This is a genomic window from Xanthomarina maritima (genome assembly GCF_008084905.1).
In the GTDB taxonomy this organism is placed as follows: domain Bacteria; phylum Bacteroidota; class Bacteroidia; order Flavobacteriales; family Flavobacteriaceae; genus Xanthomarina; species Xanthomarina maritima.
Window position 1 is genome coordinate 56861 of record NZ_VSFC01000022.1, and the last position, 17000, is coordinate 73860.

The following is a 17000-nucleotide window of genomic DNA, read 5'->3' on the forward strand; positions in this document are numbered from 1 at the left end:
AAACTGTGATAGAAGATTTCTTTAATCTTCTATTTTAGAAGAAATAAGCTCTTGTAGCTCAGCATTATCTTTAAGTATATTGTGTAGGTTTTCAAGTGTTATAACTTCTGAAGCATTTTTCCATTCATGCACAGCTTCCATTATTATGAAAAGCTTTGGATAATTGAATTCATCTTTAAGATATTCCGTAAGATTTGGCTGATTAACAAGTCGTTCAGTAAGCGTAATACTACCTATTAATAAAGACGCTTCTTGCAAAATATTACTTTTATTGTCATCATTTCCCGACGATACTTTTACCGCTAATTCTTGTGAGCGTTTATAATCTGCTAACTTATTTCTTAAGTTTGGAGCCAACAATTTAATATCTCCTGTATTTTCTAAGGTTTCTATAGTACTTGAATTAAATTCTATCATTTTAGATGTAAATTCTAAGCTAAACAGGTTTGCTAATGCCTTATTTGGATCTAAATTGGGTTCTTTAAAGGTTTCGTAATATTTTGTAAAATCTAATCGAAAAGAGTTTAAAGTATCAATTACTCTTTCAATATATACTTTGTCCTTATTTAGATCTTCTAGAAGTTGATGATAGTAATTTTGTCTTACAACGTCAAATTTTCTATTTTCACTCCATAAATTAAGTTGCAATGCTAAAAAAATTCCAATAACTACAAGTACAATTTCACCAACAGCGTACAATAAATATTTACTGAATTTATTTTCAGAAATTAATCCTTGCCTTATTTTTCTGAAGAATTTTATCATTTACTAGCAAATAGTTTCACATCTTTTTCACTCACTTCTTTTTCGCCAAGAATAATAAGCCTTTCAACCACATTTCGAAGTTCACGAATGTTTCCTGTCCAATCGTATTCCTGAAGCATTTTAATAGCTTTATCTGAAAACGATTTTTTAGCGGTTCCTTGTTCGCTTGAAATTTTATCAGAAAAATAGTCGATTAATAATGGAATATCTTCGCGTCTATCATTAAGCGAAGGCACTTTAATTAAAATAACTGCAAGTCGATGGTATAAATCTTCACGAAATCTACCTTCTTCAATTTCGGTTGTTAAATTTTTATTAGTAGCAGCTAAAACTCGAACATCTACCTTAATGTCTTTATCGCTACCAACACGTTGAATTCTGCTTTCTTGTAATGCTCTTAACACTTTGGCTTGAGCAGATAGGCTCATATCTCCTATTTCATCAAGAAAAATAGTACCTCCATTTGCAGCTTCAAACTTCCCAGCTCGATCTTTTACAGCACTTGTAAAAGCACCTTTAACATGTCCAAATAATTCGCTTTCAATAAGCTCTGAAGGAATTGCTGCACAATTCACTTCAATTAATGGTCCATTAAATCGTTCACTTTTTTGATGTAACCAATGTGCTACCAGTTCTTTTCCTGTGCCATTTGGTCCTGTAATAAGCACACGAGCATCTGTAGGAGCTACTTTATCAATCATTGCTTTTATATGTGAAATAGCATCACTTTCACCTATCATTTCAAAATTCTTGCTCACTTTCTTTTTGAGCATTTTATTTTCTACAACAAGCTCTTTACTATTTAAAGCGATACGAACTGTATTTAATAATCTATTTAAATCTGGTGGTTTGGAAATATAATCGAAAGCACCAAGCCTCATGGTATTTACAGCTGTATCTAAATCTCCATGGCCAGAAATCATAACCATTGGAATTTCAGGTTTTATTTTTTTTACAGCTTCAAGGACCTCAACACCATCCATTTTTGGCATCTTAATATCACATAAAACCAAATCGAAATCGTCTTTTTTAATTTTTTCAATTCCTATTAATCCATCTTCAGCCTCTTCAACTTGATAGGTATTATTTTCTTCTGAAAGAATTTTTACTAAAACTCTTCTAATTGCTGCTTCATCTTCTATGACTAATATTTTTGGCATACTGTTTATTTCTGTTTTTCAATAATATGAATATCTCTTTGAGGGAATGGTATACTTACATTATTCTCTCTAAAAAGTCTGTCTATTTCAAATCTAATATCGCTTGAAGGAATCCTTGCATTAAAACTGTCTCCAAGTGTAAAAGCAACTTTAAAATTTAAAGAACTATCTCCAAAATCTGTAAACAAGACCATTGGTGGTGGATCATTTATAACATCTGGATGCATGCTAGCTGCTTGTATTAACAGCTTTTTTACAAGCTGAACATCGCTACCATAAGCGACTCCTACAGAAACACTCTCTCTAGTAGTTGTTCCATTTTGTGTCCAATTATATAAACTATTTGTTAAGTATAAGTGATTTGGTATAATTAATACTTTATTGTCTACTGTTACAGCTCGCGTAGTTCTTAACTTTATTTCTTCTACTCGACCTACTTTATTTTCTAATTCTATAATATCACCAACATGAACCGATTGGTCTATAAGAATAAACACTCCAGAAATAATATCTTGAAACAAAGTTTGAAGTGCTAAACCAATACCAATTAATAAAGCTGCAGAAGCTGCAAAAATACCTGTAACATTAACACCTAAAGAATGAAAGGTGATGAGCATAATTATAACATAAATAAGCCACCTTGCATAAGAAAAAACAACTTTAAATTTCTTTTTATCATCATACGGAAGGTTTCTTGTAATAAGTTTTCTTAAAACTCTTAATACCAATGAAGCTATTAGTATAACAACAACCAGAATTATAACATCCATAATACTAATAGATATCTTATCTGTTAAATCATAAGATTTATTTAGAAGTTTAAAAAATTCTTTCATGTTTAATATTTAATCCATTTTAATAATTCTTTATAACTAGGTTTTTTTCCGTACATTAAAATACCTACTCTATATATTTTAGCTGCAAACCAAACTGTGAAAATAAATGTTCCTATTAATAAACCTATGGATAAAACTTGTTGCCAAATTGGAACTCCAAAAGGAATTCGCATTAGCATTACAACTGGTGAAGTTAATGGTATAAACGAAAACACCGTTGAGACAGTTCCATGCGGATCTTCTATAACTGTAAATATACCTATATAAACTGCTAAAATTAATGGCACTAAAATAGGCAGTAAAAATTGTTGCGTATCTGTTTCATTATCTACTGCTGCACCAATAGCTGCATATAGCGAACTGTACAATAAATAACCTCCTATAAAAAATAGAATAAATGCAATAATTAAATTTGTAATTGGTAAATTATAAAATGCATTCATAACATTTTGAATCTCCATACTAACTTCTGGGTTCTGCATGGCCTGATTTAAAACTTCTTGCTGGGCTGATTGAGACTGTGCAAAATCAATACCAAAAATAAAGGACACCAAAGTCATTAATATTCCTCCTAAAATAATCCAAATTACAAACTGAGTTATTCCTGCTAAAGAGGTTCCAATAATTTTACCTAACATAAGTTGTATAGGCTTTACAGATGAAATAATAATCTCTATAATACGACTTGTCTTTTCTTCAATAACACTTCGCATGATCATATTACCATAAATTATAATAAACATAAATAATAAATAACCAGCTAAACCTCCAAAAATGAGTTTTACTACACTATCTATTTTTGATGTTTTTTCTCCTATAAAGCTTTCTTGTGCTATGTTTACTCTTACTCTTGAAGCTTTGATTTTTTCCATATCTACACCTTCAAACTCTAATTTTAAATCTGTAAGTTGTTTTTCAAGTTTACTTTCTAAGCCAGACATAAGTGTTAATGATGGAGAATCTTCAGAATAAAACTTAATATGCTCTCCTAATTCATTAATGTCCTTAAAATTTTCAATATATAATAAGCCATATTCTTTATTTTCATTGACACTTTTTTTAGCTTCATCAAGTGTTGTATTGTCTAAAATATTATACTTTATAGATTCAGTATTAGTAAAAGAACTTTTTAAAATTCCAGACTCATCTAGAATAGAAATGGTTCGTTCTTTATTATTATTTATTTGAGATAAATAAGCTACTATAGCAATTAGAGCAATCATTATTATAGGACTAAGAATAGTCATTACTATAAATGATTTGTTTTTAACTTTAGTTAAATATTCTCTTTCTATGATGAGTGATAAATGGTTCATTCTAATGATTTTTTACAGCTTGAATAAAAATATCGTTTGCACTTGGAATTAATTCAACAAAATGAGACACTTCTCCTTTTGAAGTTAAATAACTAAGTAAATCGTTTGGAACGTCATTTTCAGAAAGTTTCACATTTAGCATTAATTCATCTCCCAATGTTTTAAAACTTGCAGGAGAAACACTAAATTTTTGCGACAATTCTTTTTCTAAAATTAGATTATCTGAAGCTCTAATACCAATTTCAAACGTGTTGGTCTTAAACTGTCTTTTAATATCGGTCAATGTACCATCTAAAATTTTATTAGACTCATGTATTAAAGCAATTTGATCGCATAATTCTTCAACAGATTCCATTCGATGTGTAGAAAAAATAACTGTTGCTCCATTGTCTCTTAACCTCAATATTTCATCTTTTATTAAACTTGCGTTTATTGGATCGAATCCAGAAAAAGGCTCATCGAAAATCAATAATTTAGGCTCATGTAAAACAGTAACAACAAATTGAATTTTTTGTGCCATCCCTTTGGAAAGCTCTTGAATTTTTTTATTCCACCAATCTCCAATTTCCAATCTTTCAAACCAATACTTTAATCTGGTTTTAGCTTCTGATTTACTTAAACCCTTTAATCTAGCTAAATACATTGCTTGTTCGCCTACCTTCATAGATTTATACAAGCCTCTCTCCTCTGGTAAGTAGCCAATATCTTTAATATGATGATTTTGCAAAGATTCTCCATCTAAAATAACCTGACCTTCGTCTGGCATTGTTATTTGATTTATAATCCTGATAAGGGTAGTTTTGCCAGCACCATTTGGACCAAGCAATCCAAAAATACTTCCTTTTGGAACTGAAATTGAGACTTTATTAAGTGCTGTAAAATCTCCGAAATTTTTAGAAACCGAATGTGCTTCTAATAAATTATTCATATGGGTTAGTTATTATAATAGGGTTGTAAAGATATTAAATGTAAAAGAGCTATTAACAATTTATCCCAAAATACTTGATTCTAAAAAACAAAACCCACCCTTATATAAAAAATTATTTAAGGATGGGAAAAAATTGCTATGAAAAAGAAAAAAACCACTATTCTAAAATAGTGATATATCAAATATAGTGTTTTTTGGTAAACAATCACTTTTTTTAATTAAAATATCTTTTAATTTAAATCAAAAAATCCGTCTAATTAGACGGATTAATTGATGTTATATTGTTTTTTAAGAAAACATATCTTTTACCTTTTCAAAAAATGATTTGTCCGTACTTTCTGGCTTTGGTAAAAAATGTTCATCATCCTTCATCGATTCGAAAAAATCTTTTTGTTGCTTGTTTAATGTTTTTGGTGTCCATACGTTTACATGAACAAGCAAATCTCCTTTTCCATAACCATTAATACTTGGTATTCCTTTTCCTCTTAATCTTAATATTTTACCAGATTGAACTCCAGCATCTACTTTAATACGAACTTTTCCAGTTACGGTATCTATTTCTTTTGAAGTGCCAAGAACAGCATCTGGAAGACTTATATACAAGTCGTAATGTAAATTATCACCTTCACGTTGTAAGGTTTCATGTTTTTCTTCTTCAATGGCAACTAATAAATCTCCTGAAATACCATTTCCTGGAGCTTCATTACCTTTTCCTGAAACTTTAAGTTGCATGCCATCTACAACACCAGCAGGAATTTTTATTGAAACTGTTTCTTCCTTAACCAGCATGCCATGAGCATCTGCATCATTTGGTTTTTTATCAATAGATTGACCAGCTCCACCACAAGTTGTACATGTAGTAGCTGTTTGCATGCGTCCTAAAATGGTATTTGTAATTCTTGTCACTTGTCCTGAACCATTACAAGTTGAACAGGTTTTATAAGTTGTTCCTGGGGCTTGAGCTTTACGTCTTACTTTTACTTTTTTCTCTACCCCATTTGCAATCTCTTCAAGTGTCAATTTTACACGAATTCGAAGATTACTGCCTTTTACACGACGTTGCTGACCTCCTCCAAAGCCACCTCCAAAACCAGAGAATCCTCCTCCACCTCCAAATGCACCACCAAAAATATCTCCAAACTGACTAAAAATGTCATCCATATTCATGTTTCCACCACCAAAGCCACCATTTCCGTCGAAAGCTTGATGCCCAAATTGATCATAGCGTGCTTTTTTGTCAGCGTTACTTAACACCTCATATGCTTCAGCAGCTTCTTTAAATTTGGTTTCGGCTTCTTTATTGTCTGGATTTTTATCTGGATGATATTTTAATGCCATTTTTCTGTACGCCTTTTTAATTTCAGCAGCACTAGCACTTTTATTTACTCCTAATATGTCGTAATAATCTTGTTTTGCCATCTTTATTGTCCTATAACTACTTTTGGAAATCTTATTGTTTTATCTCCTAGTTTATATCCTTTTTCCACTACATCAATAATTTTTCCTTTTAAATCTTCTGTAGGTGCTGGAATCTGAGTTATAGCTTCATGGTTATCTGCATTAAATGCATCACCTTGTACTAACTCAATTTCTTCAAGGCCTTTTAATTTTAGAGTGTTTTTCAACTTGTTATTAATAAGTTCAACACCTTTCAATAATTCCTTTTCTTCAGATTTTGAAATCTCTGTATAAGCTCTATCAAAATCATCTAAAATAGGCAATAATGCAACCATAACATCTTGACTAGCCGTTTTAAATAATTCTATGCGCTCTTTTGAAGTTCGCCTTTTATAATTTTCAAATTCGGCAAATAAACGTAGAAATTTATCTTTTTCTAATTTTATTTCTTCCTGTAGTTGTTCTACTTTTTCAGCTTCATTAATTAACTGCTCTTCAACTTGTTCTGATGCTATATCTGTTTTTTTTTCTTTCTTACTCATAATCGTATTCATAATTATTTTAAATACTGAAATAGAATGGCAAAAGTACTGCCATTATTATTAAAATGTCAAAATGTCACTAATAAATTTTAATCTTTTTTTAAGTATATTTTATTTTCTAATGTTTATTTTTGCTTCTTAACACTAAAATAAATTATATTCTATGAAAACTAGATTTTTTACAATCTTAACAATTGCAACAATGACAGTATTTTTTACAAGTTGTAAAGACAAAGCTAAAGAGGCTGAAACAACTGAAGCTACTGCTCCTGTAGAAAAAACTGAGGTATCAACAAAATACATAGTAAATACTGATGGCTCTACAATTATGTGGACAGGTCATAAACCTACAGGTTCTCATAATGGTACCATTTCACTTGAAAGTGGTGTTCTTACTATGAACAACGATGTTTTAGAAAGTGGTACATTTTTAATAAACATGAATTCAATTAATGTTATGGACATTCCTGTTGAAGATGAAAAGCATGCAAAATTAACTGGTCATTTAAAAAGTCCTGACTTTTTTGATGTAGAGAAATTTCCAGCTTCAGCTTTTGAAGTAACTGGAATTGTAACAACTGAAGGAAAAACTATGTTGTCTGGAAATCTTAAAATGAAAGATACAATTAACAATATTACTATTCCAGTAACCATTACAAAAAATGGAGACACATTAGATATTACTAGTGAAACATTTACAATAGATCGATCTAAATGGAATGTACAATATGGTTCTAAATCATTTTTTGATAATTTAGGAGACAAGTTTATAAATGATGATATTGAGCTTCAAATTAAAGTAACTTCTACAAAAGCATAAAGCACAAATAATTCTAAAAAAACCGTTATAATCTTAACGGTTTTTTTTATGGTTTTTCTAGTAAATTTTCCAAAGCTGGCAATAAATTTGGGAATTTATATTCGAATCCTTTAGCATCTATTTTATTAGAACTTACACGTTGACTATCTACTAATAAAACATACATTTCTCCTAAAACTAACTTTAAAAATACACTTGGAATATTTGGCAAAATTAAAGGTCTTTTTATTGATTTTGCAATAGCTTTAAAAAGTTCCTGGTTTGATACTGGATTAGGAGCTACACCATTATATACTCCTTCTAACTTATTTTCTAATACAAAAACAAAAATGTTTGCTAAATCCTTAACATGAATCCAAGATTGCCATTGAAAACCATCTCCTAAAGCAGCTCCTAATCCAAATCGAATAGGCTTTATTAATTTTGGCAAAGCACCATCCTGTTTATCTAACACTAACCCTATTCTTATTTTTGCTACTAACATATTCAATTCAGTGAATGAATCTGCTGCAGATTCCCATTGTTTAGAAACTTCTCCTAAAAAACTTGAAGAATTACCTTGATAACTTTCTTCATAGTAATTTGTAAGTGAGTTAGGATAAATACCAATGGCACTTGCAGATATCAATTGCTTTATTTGCAAATGATTCTTTGCAATACTCTTTTTTAATAAGTCTAATGATTCTATTCTACTATTAATTATTTTTTTCTTATAACTATCTGACCATCTTTTTGAAATGGATGCTCCTGCTAAATTTATTATTGCATCAACCTCTTTAAAACAAGCAATATCTATTTCCTTTTTTTCAGGATTCCAATAATAACCTTTATAATGTTCTGTATTTTCAATTTTATCTTTAGAAGTTGTTAAATAATGTACAGTAATGCCATGGTCATGACATTTTTTAACAATGGCTTTGCCAATTAATCCGGTTGCTCCTGTAATTAAAACTTTCATCATTAATTTTTATTTAAATATACTGAATAGCAAAGCCATTATCATTGACTTTACATAAGGTTTAACAGATTTAACTTAAGTTTATAAGTATGATTTCAAGATTGTTTACTCGCAGAATATTTCGTTCCACGAAGCATTTCACGTTTTCCAGGAGGTCCTTGAATTTTTTCAACATTAAACCCTACTGTTTGCATGGCTCTACGTACACTTCCTTTTGCAGAATATGTAACAAGAATCCCTTTGTTTTTTAACGCATTATACATAATTTTAAACATATCTTCAGTCCAATGTTCTGGTTGTATTCTTGGAGCAAAAGCATCAAAGTATATTATATCAAACATATTTATATCTGAAATTTCTGAAAAATACTTTTTTTGTTTAGTTAGTGTAAATGCCGAAGTAATTACATGTTGCTTTTCCCAGGTATTTTTATGAATTATTTTAAAAAATTGTTTTGATCCTTCAAACGTAAATTGAGTTCCATAATTTAATTCTAATATTTCATCCTCTGATACAGGGTAAGCTTCAATACCAACAAAGGAAACTTGAAGATTGGAATTGGTTATTTCTGCTAAAGTAGTCATAGCATTTAAACCCGTTCCAAAACCTATTTCTAATATAGTAATTGGTTTTACACTTTTATTTAAAGAATAAAAATGTAATAATCCTTGATTAACAAACACGTGTTGAGATTCTTGCAAAGCACCATGAATAGAATGGTATTGCTCATCTAATCCTATTAATTGTATTGTTTTAGAACCATCTGCAGTATTGATGATTTTTCGTTTCAAACCTATTTAATTAATAGTTTCTTAATTCTAGGAATTGGACCTGTACACTCTGTTTGATGACAAGAAATACAAAGATTAATCGTGTTATTATAGCGTTCTTCTACTGGGATTGTAGAATTTGTATTGAAAATTTCCTTTTCACTTTCAATAAAAAGTTTAGAGAAACTCTGAAATGTTTCGTTTCTGCTTTTAAATTCAGATAGTTCAGCTGAGTGTATTTTTAAAAAATCTAAAGGAAATTTTTCAGGAACAATTCCATTTAATATATCTTCCTTAACTTTTAAGTTTTGAGCATACATCTCATTCATTAAGTTGGCCATTTCAGAAGGTTGATACATGTCGTAAACCAATTCTTCTTTTACTATATGTTCAACTTCTTTTTCAGGTTGTTTACATCCAAAAAAACAAATGATTATAAACAAAACATAAATTAAAACCCTCATTTATTCTTCTTTTAACAAGACACCGTCAGCTTCAAACGTATAAGTACGTTTAACCTCTGTAATTGCAGCAATTTCGTTATCAGACTTCCCTGCATCTTTGGCATAATGACGTTGTTCTTCAATAGAAACTTCGCTAACAAAAGCTTTACCGTTTACAATTACTTCTTTTCCTGCTATATTTTTTGGCATAAAAAACCCATAATCTTTAAACTTAACCATTACTTGTTCATCATTTCCTAAGTCTAGCTTCATCCAACAACCTTTGGCTTGACAAACTTCTTCTACTTTGGCTATCATTTTTGTAGAAATGCTATCTCCTACAACTAATTCTTTATAAGTATCTGCCATTAATCTGGCTTCAATAGCATTATCTGCTTCTATTTTATCTCCAAAAGAGGCATATGCTAATTCTTTAACTTCTTCAGATTCTAAAGAATTTACATTAGTTTCAGTAGTATTGTTTTTACAAGAAACAATTATTAAAGACAAAATAATAAAGGTTAAAAAATGCTTCATAATAATTATAATATTTAAATTAAGATTAACATCAAAGATACGTATTTTTTAAAAAACGTTTTGGTTTTTTATACTACATTAATTTTCTAAATTCGCAGAACAAAATATACATAATGACGAATCCATTAAATAAAGAAATTGATATTATAACATCTAACAATTCTAAGCTTAAAAATGTTGATTTTGATAATCTAACTTTTGGCAGAACTTTTACTGATTATATGTTTGTTTGCGACTATATAGATGGTGAATGGCAACAACCCAAAATCATGCCATATCAAGCTATGACTTTTGAACCTTCTGCTAGAGTATTTCATTATGGGCAAGCTGTTTTTGAAGGTATGAAAGCTTATAAAGATGAAAATGATAATGTTATTTTGTTTAGACCAGAGGATAACTTAAAAAGAATAAACATATCTGCAGCTCGTTTAGCTATGCCAGAATTTCCAAAAGATATTTTCATGAATGGTTTGTCTACATTATTAAAACTTGACAAAGACTGGATTAAATCTGGAGTTGGAAATTCACTTTATATTAGACCATTTATTATAGCTACTGAGCCTGCAATTTCTGCTTCGCCAGCAAATAGTTATCGTTTTATTATTATATGTTCTCCAGCAAAAGCTTATTATACAGGAAAAGTTCGTGTTTTATTTGCACAAAAATATAGTCGTTCGGCAGATGGTGGTGTTGGTTTTGCTAAGGCAGCTGGAAATTATGCAGCACAATTTTACCCAACTTCTCTAGCCCAAGCTAAAGGGTATCAACAAATTATCTGGACAGATGCTAATACTCATGAGTTTCTAGAAGAAGCAGGTACAATGAACATTTTTTTCAGAATAAATAATACTTTAATTACAGCACCAACTAGTGATAGAATTTTAGATGGAATAACAAGAAGGAGCATTATTCAACTGGCTAAGGACAATAATATAAACATAGAAGTTAGACGAGTTTCAGTAATCGAAATTAAAGAAGCTGCTAAAAATGGTAGCTTAAAAGAGATTTTTGGAGCAGGAACAGCTGCTGTTATTAGTCCTATTTCTGCATTTGAACATGCAGATGAAGTATTTGAAATTCCTGATACTGAAAATTCATATGCATCCTTATTTAAAAATCAACTATTAAACATTCAACATAATTTATCTGACGATAGACACGGTTGGAGATTTGAAGTTAAATAAAAAAAGGGAAGCAAATGCTTCCCTTTTTTTATTTGTTTAAAATATCTGATATATGAGGCTTAAAGTAATTTGGGCCTTTTAATACTTTTCCATCTTCTCGATATATAGGCTCTCCATTTTCTCCTAATTTACTCATATTACTACGTTGAATTTCGTCAAAGACTTCTTCAATTTTATCTTGTAATCCGTGTTCTATAATGGTCCCACATAAAATGTATAGCATATCTCCAAGTGCATCGGCAACTTCAACTAAATCATTATTATTAGCAGCTTCAAGATACTCTTCGTTTTCTTCTCTCATTAATTTATATCGAAGCATATTTTTTTCTATTCCTAGGTCGGCTTTTGGTGTTTCACGATGACCAATTTTAAATGCTTTATGAAATTCTTTTACAGCTTCAATTTTATTTTTCATTTAATTAATTCTTAATGGAAATGTTATAAGTTAGTTTTTGTAATTTTGTCTAAAATTAAGGATATGTTTACAAATGGTCAATTAGTTTTTGGAATTTTATTTGCTATTGCATTTATAATTATCCTATTCTTCACTTATAGACACGATAAAAAAACTCACAAAAAATATTATAAGGGTAGTGTTTGGGTTTTAATAGCTTTTATTTCCTTTATATTATTTATAGCTTCTATTAAATGGTTTTTTAAGTAATTTATTAATAGATTAAATTGAAGCAAATCAATAATTAATATGGTATAAATTTGTTATTACAATCTTAACACGACTTGAATTTTGGTATCTACAAATAATATTTAGTGATATTGAAATATATTAATAAGTAAGTTAGAATTGATTATCTTTGGTAAAACAACACTACCAAAAATGAAACTCCTTAAATATTTAATCTTTTTTCTTCTTATAGTTTTTATAGGATTGGCTATTTATATAGCAGTGCAACCTAACTCTTTTGAAGTTAAACGAACAAGAACTATTGAAGCTCCTGCTTCTGTTATTTATAACAACGTTATCGATTTTAAAAATTGGGAAGCATGGTCTTCTTGGGTTGAAAAAGATCCTAAAACTGTAATTACTTTAGATGAACAAACTAAAGACATTGGTGGTTCTTACTCTTGGGTAGATCAAGATGGAAATGGTAGAATGAAAACAATAGATGCAACTGAAAATGTTTCAATTGATCAGGAATTACAATTTGGAGATAGTGAACCTTCAAACATACATTGGAGTTTTAGTTCTACTCCAGATGGAAAAACTGAGGTTATTTGGAAAATGAATTCTGAAAAAATTCCTTTTATGTTTAAAGCATATGCTGCCTTTACTGGTGGTTTTGATACAATGATAGGTCCAGATTTTGAAAGAGGATTAGAAAAATTAGATAGTATAGTAGTTGCTTCTATGAAAATATATTCTGTAAATGTAATAGGCTTAACCCAACATGGTGGAGGATTTTACCTTTATAATACATCATCCTGTAAAATAGATGATTTAAAAGAAAAGATGCAAACTATGTTACCTCAGGTAATTAATTATGGCATGAGTAATAATACCATGGCTGGTCCACCATTTGTAATTTATCATAAATGGGATGAAGAAAACAATGCCGTAATGTTTTCTTGTTGTATTCCAACTACTGCTCAAGTTATTACAACAGAAAGTGATATTTTAACAGGACAATTAGAGCCATTTAAAGCAGTTAAAACTATATTAAAAGGTGATTTTGAATATTTACAGGAAGCTTGGAATAGTTCTTTCAAATATATTGAAACAAATAATTTAATACCTAAAGAAATTGGACCAATGATAGAAGTATATGTTACAGATCCTTCATTAAATCCTAATCCAGCAGATTGGATTACAGAAATTTACATAGCAGTAGAGTAAATATGAAGCAGCTTTTACTTGTTTTTGTTGGTGGTGGTTTTGGCAGTGTTTTAAGGTATCTAATTGGCAAACACTTTAATAGTTTTGAAACAGGAATTCCTTATGGCACCTTTGCTGCCAACATACTAGGAAGTTTATTTATTGGAATTATTTTAGGTCTAGCAGCTAAAAACAACTCTCTTTCTCAAAACAGCACTTTATTATTAGCTACTGGATTTTGTGGAGGTTTCACTACATTTTCGGCATTTGCTTACGAAAACCATATATTTTTAAAATCCGGAGACTTTTTAAATTTTGCGATATATACTATTGCCAGTTTTGTAATAGGATTCTTGGCTGTTTTCTTCGGACTGTATCTTGTAAAATAAAAGAAACATTCTAATGTTTATCAAAAGCTTTAACTCCAGCTTCAACTTTAATTTCTAAATAGTTTTCACGTGGCACTATAGGACAAGAATATTTTTCATTATATGCACAATAAGGATTATAAGCTGAATTAAAATCTATGACAACTTTATCATCATTTGGGATTCTACATTCTACATATCTTCCACCTCCATAAGTTGTCTCTCCATTAGTAAGATCTAAAAAAGGCAAAAACAAATAATCTTCATAACCTGCTTCTTTCATTAAATCTAAATTTTGGTAAATATTTAATTTGTGATTAACTCCTTTTAACATAAAAGAAACTTCACCATATTTTACATAAACTGGAAGTCTTTCTGTAGTTGTTTTCATTTGAAAAGGCTTTTCATCTGGAGTCCTAGTAAGAGTTGCCGTAACCACATAAATAGAATCAAACGCAAAAAAATCTAAGCCTCTAAAATCTTTTCGGTCTTTGTCTTTAAGTGGCGATTTTGTAGCATCTTTAAAATCGGCATTCATCTTTTTTTGAAAATCAGTGTTTCCTAAAAGAGGTTGTTTATCTTGAGCACAACTTAAAACAGAAATCATTAAAAAAAAGTGTAAGAAGTATTTCATTTTTTATATTTTTTACATTTCAAAAGTACAACTTTAAAGTATTTTGTTTAGATTTGATTCATTAAAAGAAAAAAAAAAAAAATGATTACTTACGTCACTATTTTTAGAAAACAAACCGCTTCTTTATGGAAGAGTTGGATTAACTATGAATTCTTGTGATTTAATTATCAATTGAAATTATATATAAAAGTCCGACTTAATTGTCGGACTTTTTACTTTTAATGAATCAACCAAAAAATGAAAACACTATTCAACAACTATATAAATACTTTTAAAGGCTTATCTTCTGAGGTATGGTGGCTTGCATTAATAACTTTAATTAATCGAGCAGGCACTATGGTAATTCCTTTTCTTTCTTTGTATTTAACTAAAGATTTAAATTTTACTTTAGCAGAGGTAGGTTGGGTTATGTCTGCTTTTGGATTAGGATCTGTAATAGGTTCTTGGTTAGGTGGCAAATTAACAGATAGAATAGGCTATTATAAAGTAATGGTAAGAAGCTTACTAACAACAGGTTTTCTTTTTATTGGACTACAATATTTAAATACGTTTTCATCATTCTGCTTAGGGATTTTTGTAATAATGATAGTAGCTGATATGTTTAGACCTGCTATGTTTGTAGCTTTAAGTGCTTATAGCAAACCAGAAAATAAAACACGCTCTGTAACCTTAATACGTCTTGCAATAAATTTAGGTTTTTCTGCTGGTCCTGCTGTTGGTGGATTAATAATAACTACCATAAGTTATGGTGGTTTATTTTGGGTTGATGGCATTACATGTATTTTAGCTACAATCCTACTTATAAAAGTATTAAACCCTAAAAAGGCCAGAACTTTAGACACTGTTATTAACAAAAATCCTCAATCAGCTTATAAAGACAAAGCCTTTTGGATCTTTTTAGCATCAATGACATTGTTTGGAATCATATTTTTACAATATTTTTCTACTATGCCTTTGTACTACAAAGATATTCATAGCTTATCAGAGTTTGAAATCGGACTACTTCTTGGTCTTAATGGCTTCTTTATTTTTGTATTAGAAATGCCACTTATTAAGTGGTTAGAGCATACTAAATATACGAAGCCAGGGCTTATGATTTTTGGCGCTATTTTAACCGTTCTAAGTTTTCTAGTTTTAAATATGACTTCTTGGGTTGGTGTCTTAATAATAGGAATGTTACTAATGACAATTGGTGAAATGATTGCTTTTCCTTTTTCAAATGCATTTGCCATGCAACGTGCTAAAAAAGGAAATCAAGGAGAATACATGGCATTATATACTATCTCGTTCTCAATTTCTCATATTTTTGGTCACAATGCAGGACTGCAATTGGTAGATAGTTATGGATTTAATACCACTTGGTTAATTATGGGGCTATTAGGACTAATCTGTATAGGTCTTATATTTTATCTTAAATTATATTTAAAAGCAAATAAAGATTTAGCCTAATTTTTTTATTGGATTGTGCTTAACAACATGAGAAAGTACTATTTGTGTTTTAGTTTCTCCATAGATAATAAGTTGATCAATAAACGCCTCTAAATGCTTTTGATTTTTTAATACAACTTCCATTACTATATTTTCGTTTCCAGTTATACGATAACAGTTTATGACTTCATCATAAGTTTTTACTTTTTCTAGGAAAGGTTTCAGTTTCCCCATAAATGCACGCAAAGTTATAATAGCTTTTAACTGATAACCTGCCTCAAATGGAGATACAGTTGTGTGATATTCTTGAATAATACCAGAGTCTTCCATTTTTTTAATCCGTTCCGAAACTGCTGGCGAACTAATGCCAACTTTACGTCCTATTTCAGCATTAGATTGCCTTGCATTACTTTGCAAACATTTTAATATGCTCCAATTTAAACTATCTATACTCATTTTAAAGTAATATTAAAATATACATTAATATTTAAATCAAATATACAATTTTACTTTAAATTCTAAAGGCAAATATCAAATCTTGTTATTAATTTTGGTAAAATTGCTATTGAAGTATGATTCCTAATTTAACATCACATTTATACCAGTCGCCTTTATATCAAAAGGCTATGGAAATTATTGTCTTATCAAGAAGTATTTCAACTTACTTGAATCAAGATTTGTCATACTTACAAGCAGACGGGAAAGAAGATATAAACATATATTTCTCAGGCGATATTGTTCAACAATCAGTTTCATTAGCTCCTGAAATAGAAAAAGCTGAATTAGAGAGATTTAGCGATAAAAAATATAAACATATTGAGTCTGTTAAACGATTAACAAATCTATTATTCAAAAACTGCAGTCGATTAGAAAAATCAAATAGTAACGGTAAAGATTATTTACCTATTCTTAGAAGTGAGCTGAAAAAATTCAGAAAATTACAACATACTTGGTCACTAACACTATAACTTCTTTCTAATAATATACTCAACTTTCATTAATTTGTTATTAAAAGGTTAAATTATATAATTATATATAGACAAAAAAATCCCGACTCAAAAAATGAATCGGGATTCTAAAAA

Annotated in this window: 20 protein-coding genes; 6 read left to right on the forward strand and 14 right to left on the reverse strand. The window is 29.6% G+C overall.

What is annotated here, in order from left to right:
• Positions 1 to 21: 21 nt before the first annotated feature.
• The 7 genes from FVF61_RS04660 to FVF61_RS04690 form a co-directional block, all read right to left on the reverse strand.
• The gene (locus tag FVF61_RS04660; RefSeq protein ID WP_148453871.1) at positions 22 to 765 is read right to left on the reverse strand and encodes a hypothetical protein; all 744 of its coding nucleotides are present in this window, start codon (positions 763 to 765) and stop codon (positions 22 to 24) included.
• Positions 762 to 1925 (reverse strand): sigma-54-dependent transcriptional regulator, encoded by a 1164-nt coding sequence (locus FVF61_RS04665; RefSeq protein WP_148453873.1) that lies wholly within the window; start codon positions 1923 to 1925, stop codon positions 762 to 764. The genes FVF61_RS04660 and FVF61_RS04665 overlap by 4 nt, the downstream gene beginning before the upstream one ends.
• A gap of 5 nt (positions 1926 to 1930) precedes the next feature.
• A complete protein-coding gene (locus tag FVF61_RS04670) occupies positions 1931 to 2761 on the reverse strand; it encodes a mechanosensitive ion channel family protein (protein WP_148453875.1) in 831 nt (276 codons plus the stop codon).
• 2 nt (positions 2762 to 2763) lie between these two features.
• Positions 2764 to 4077: an ABC transporter permease gene (locus FVF61_RS04675; protein ID WP_148453877.1), complete on the reverse strand. Its 1314-nt coding sequence runs from the start codon at positions 4075 to 4077 to the stop codon at positions 2764 to 2766.
• A 1-nt stretch (position 4078) separates the two neighbouring features.
• Positions 4079 to 5005 (reverse strand): ABC transporter ATP-binding protein, encoded by a 927-nt coding sequence (locus FVF61_RS04680; protein ID WP_148453879.1) that lies wholly within the window; start codon positions 5003 to 5005, stop codon positions 4079 to 4081.
• A gap of 288 nt (positions 5006 to 5293) precedes the next feature.
• A complete protein-coding gene (dnaJ, locus tag FVF61_RS04685; RefSeq protein WP_148453881.1) occupies positions 5294 to 6424 on the reverse strand; it encodes a molecular chaperone DnaJ in 1131 nt (376 codons plus the stop codon).
• A gap of 2 nt (positions 6425 to 6426) precedes the next feature.
• Positions 6427 to 6945: a nucleotide exchange factor GrpE gene (locus FVF61_RS04690; protein ID WP_148453883.1), complete on the reverse strand. Its 519-nt coding sequence runs from the start codon at positions 6943 to 6945 to the stop codon at positions 6427 to 6429.
• A gap of 163 nt (positions 6946 to 7108) precedes the next feature.
• On the opposite strand from FVF61_RS04690, the gene FVF61_RS04695 reads away from it, so the two are divergent.
• On the forward strand, positions 7109 to 7765 hold the full coding sequence (locus tag FVF61_RS04695; RefSeq protein ID WP_148453885.1) for a YceI family protein: 657 nt from the start codon (positions 7109 to 7111) through the stop codon (positions 7763 to 7765).
• A gap of 46 nt (positions 7766 to 7811) precedes the next feature.
• On the opposite strand, the gene FVF61_RS04700 is transcribed toward FVF61_RS04695, so the two are convergent.
• The 4 genes from FVF61_RS04700 to FVF61_RS04715 all read right to left on the reverse strand — a co-directional run bounded on the left by FVF61_RS04700 (position 7812) and on the right by FVF61_RS04715 (position 10473).
• Positions 7812 to 8726 (reverse strand): TIGR01777 family oxidoreductase, encoded by a 915-nt coding sequence (locus tag FVF61_RS04700; RefSeq protein ID WP_317131658.1) that lies wholly within the window; start codon positions 8724 to 8726, stop codon positions 7812 to 7814.
• 92 nt (positions 8727 to 8818) lie between these two features.
• Positions 8819 to 9514 carry a tRNA (5-methylaminomethyl-2-thiouridine)(34)-methyltransferase MnmD gene (gene mnmD / locus FVF61_RS04705; RefSeq protein WP_148453887.1) on the reverse strand — a complete coding sequence of 232 codons (696 nt, stop codon included), beginning with the start codon at positions 9512 to 9514 and terminating at the stop codon, positions 8819 to 8821.
• 2 nt (positions 9515 to 9516) lie between these two features.
• On the reverse strand, positions 9517 to 9957 hold the full coding sequence (locus tag FVF61_RS04710) for a hypothetical protein (RefSeq protein ID WP_148453889.1): 441 nt from the start codon (positions 9955 to 9957) through the stop codon (positions 9517 to 9519).
• Positions 9958 to 10473 (reverse strand): DUF4920 domain-containing protein, encoded by a 516-nt coding sequence (locus FVF61_RS04715; RefSeq protein WP_148453891.1) that lies wholly within the window; start codon positions 10471 to 10473, stop codon positions 9958 to 9960.
• 113 nt (positions 10474 to 10586) lie between these two features.
• On the opposite strand from FVF61_RS04715, the gene FVF61_RS04720 reads away from it, so the two are divergent.
• Positions 10587 to 11657, forward strand: a complete 1071-nt coding sequence (locus FVF61_RS04720; RefSeq protein ID WP_148453894.1) for a branched-chain amino acid aminotransferase — start codon at positions 10587 to 10589, stop codon at positions 11655 to 11657.
• 28 nt (positions 11658 to 11685) lie between these two features.
• Here FVF61_RS04720 and FVF61_RS04725 read toward each other — a convergent pair whose 3' ends face one another.
• Positions 11686 to 12072 (reverse strand): pyrophosphohydrolase domain-containing protein, encoded by a 387-nt coding sequence (locus FVF61_RS04725; protein WP_148453896.1) that lies wholly within the window; start codon positions 12070 to 12072, stop codon positions 11686 to 11688.
• 420 nt (positions 12073 to 12492) lie between these two features.
• On the opposite strand from FVF61_RS04725, the gene FVF61_RS04735 reads away from it, so the two are divergent.
• Together FVF61_RS04735 and crcB are read left to right on the forward strand one after the other, a co-directional pair.
• Positions 12493 to 13509, forward strand: a complete 1017-nt coding sequence (locus FVF61_RS04735; RefSeq protein WP_148453900.1) for an SRPBCC family protein — start codon at positions 12493 to 12495, stop codon at positions 13507 to 13509.
• Positions 13510 to 13511: 2 nt separating this feature from the next.
• Positions 13512 to 13877, forward strand: a complete 366-nt coding sequence (gene crcB, locus FVF61_RS04740; protein ID WP_148453902.1) for a fluoride efflux transporter CrcB — start codon at positions 13512 to 13514, stop codon at positions 13875 to 13877.
• Positions 13878 to 13887: 10 nt separating this feature from the next.
• On the opposite strand, the gene FVF61_RS04745 is transcribed toward crcB, so the two are convergent.
• Positions 13888 to 14490 (reverse strand): DUF1684 domain-containing protein, encoded by a 603-nt coding sequence (locus tag FVF61_RS04745; protein WP_148453904.1) that lies wholly within the window; start codon positions 14488 to 14490, stop codon positions 13888 to 13890.
• A 237-nt stretch (positions 14491 to 14727) separates the two neighbouring features.
• On the opposite strand from FVF61_RS04745, the gene FVF61_RS04750 reads away from it, so the two are divergent.
• Complete coding sequence (locus tag FVF61_RS04750) at positions 14728 to 15939, forward strand: MDR family MFS transporter (protein WP_148453905.1); 1212 nt, start codon at positions 14728 to 14730, stop codon at positions 15937 to 15939.
• On the opposite strand, the gene FVF61_RS04755 is transcribed toward FVF61_RS04750, so the two are convergent.
• Positions 15931 to 16374 carry an Lrp/AsnC family transcriptional regulator gene (locus tag FVF61_RS04755; RefSeq protein WP_148453907.1) on the reverse strand — a complete coding sequence of 148 codons (444 nt, stop codon included), beginning with the start codon at positions 16372 to 16374 and terminating at the stop codon, positions 15931 to 15933. The two genes, FVF61_RS04750 and FVF61_RS04755, sit on opposite strands and share 9 nt — an antisense overlap.
• Before the next feature lie 116 nt (positions 16375 to 16490).
• Between FVF61_RS04755 and FVF61_RS04760 the strand changes: the two genes are divergently transcribed.
• Positions 16491 to 16886 (forward strand): hypothetical protein, encoded by a 396-nt coding sequence (locus FVF61_RS04760; RefSeq protein ID WP_148453910.1) that lies wholly within the window; start codon positions 16491 to 16493, stop codon positions 16884 to 16886.
• Positions 16887 to 17000: the final 114 nt, after the last annotated feature.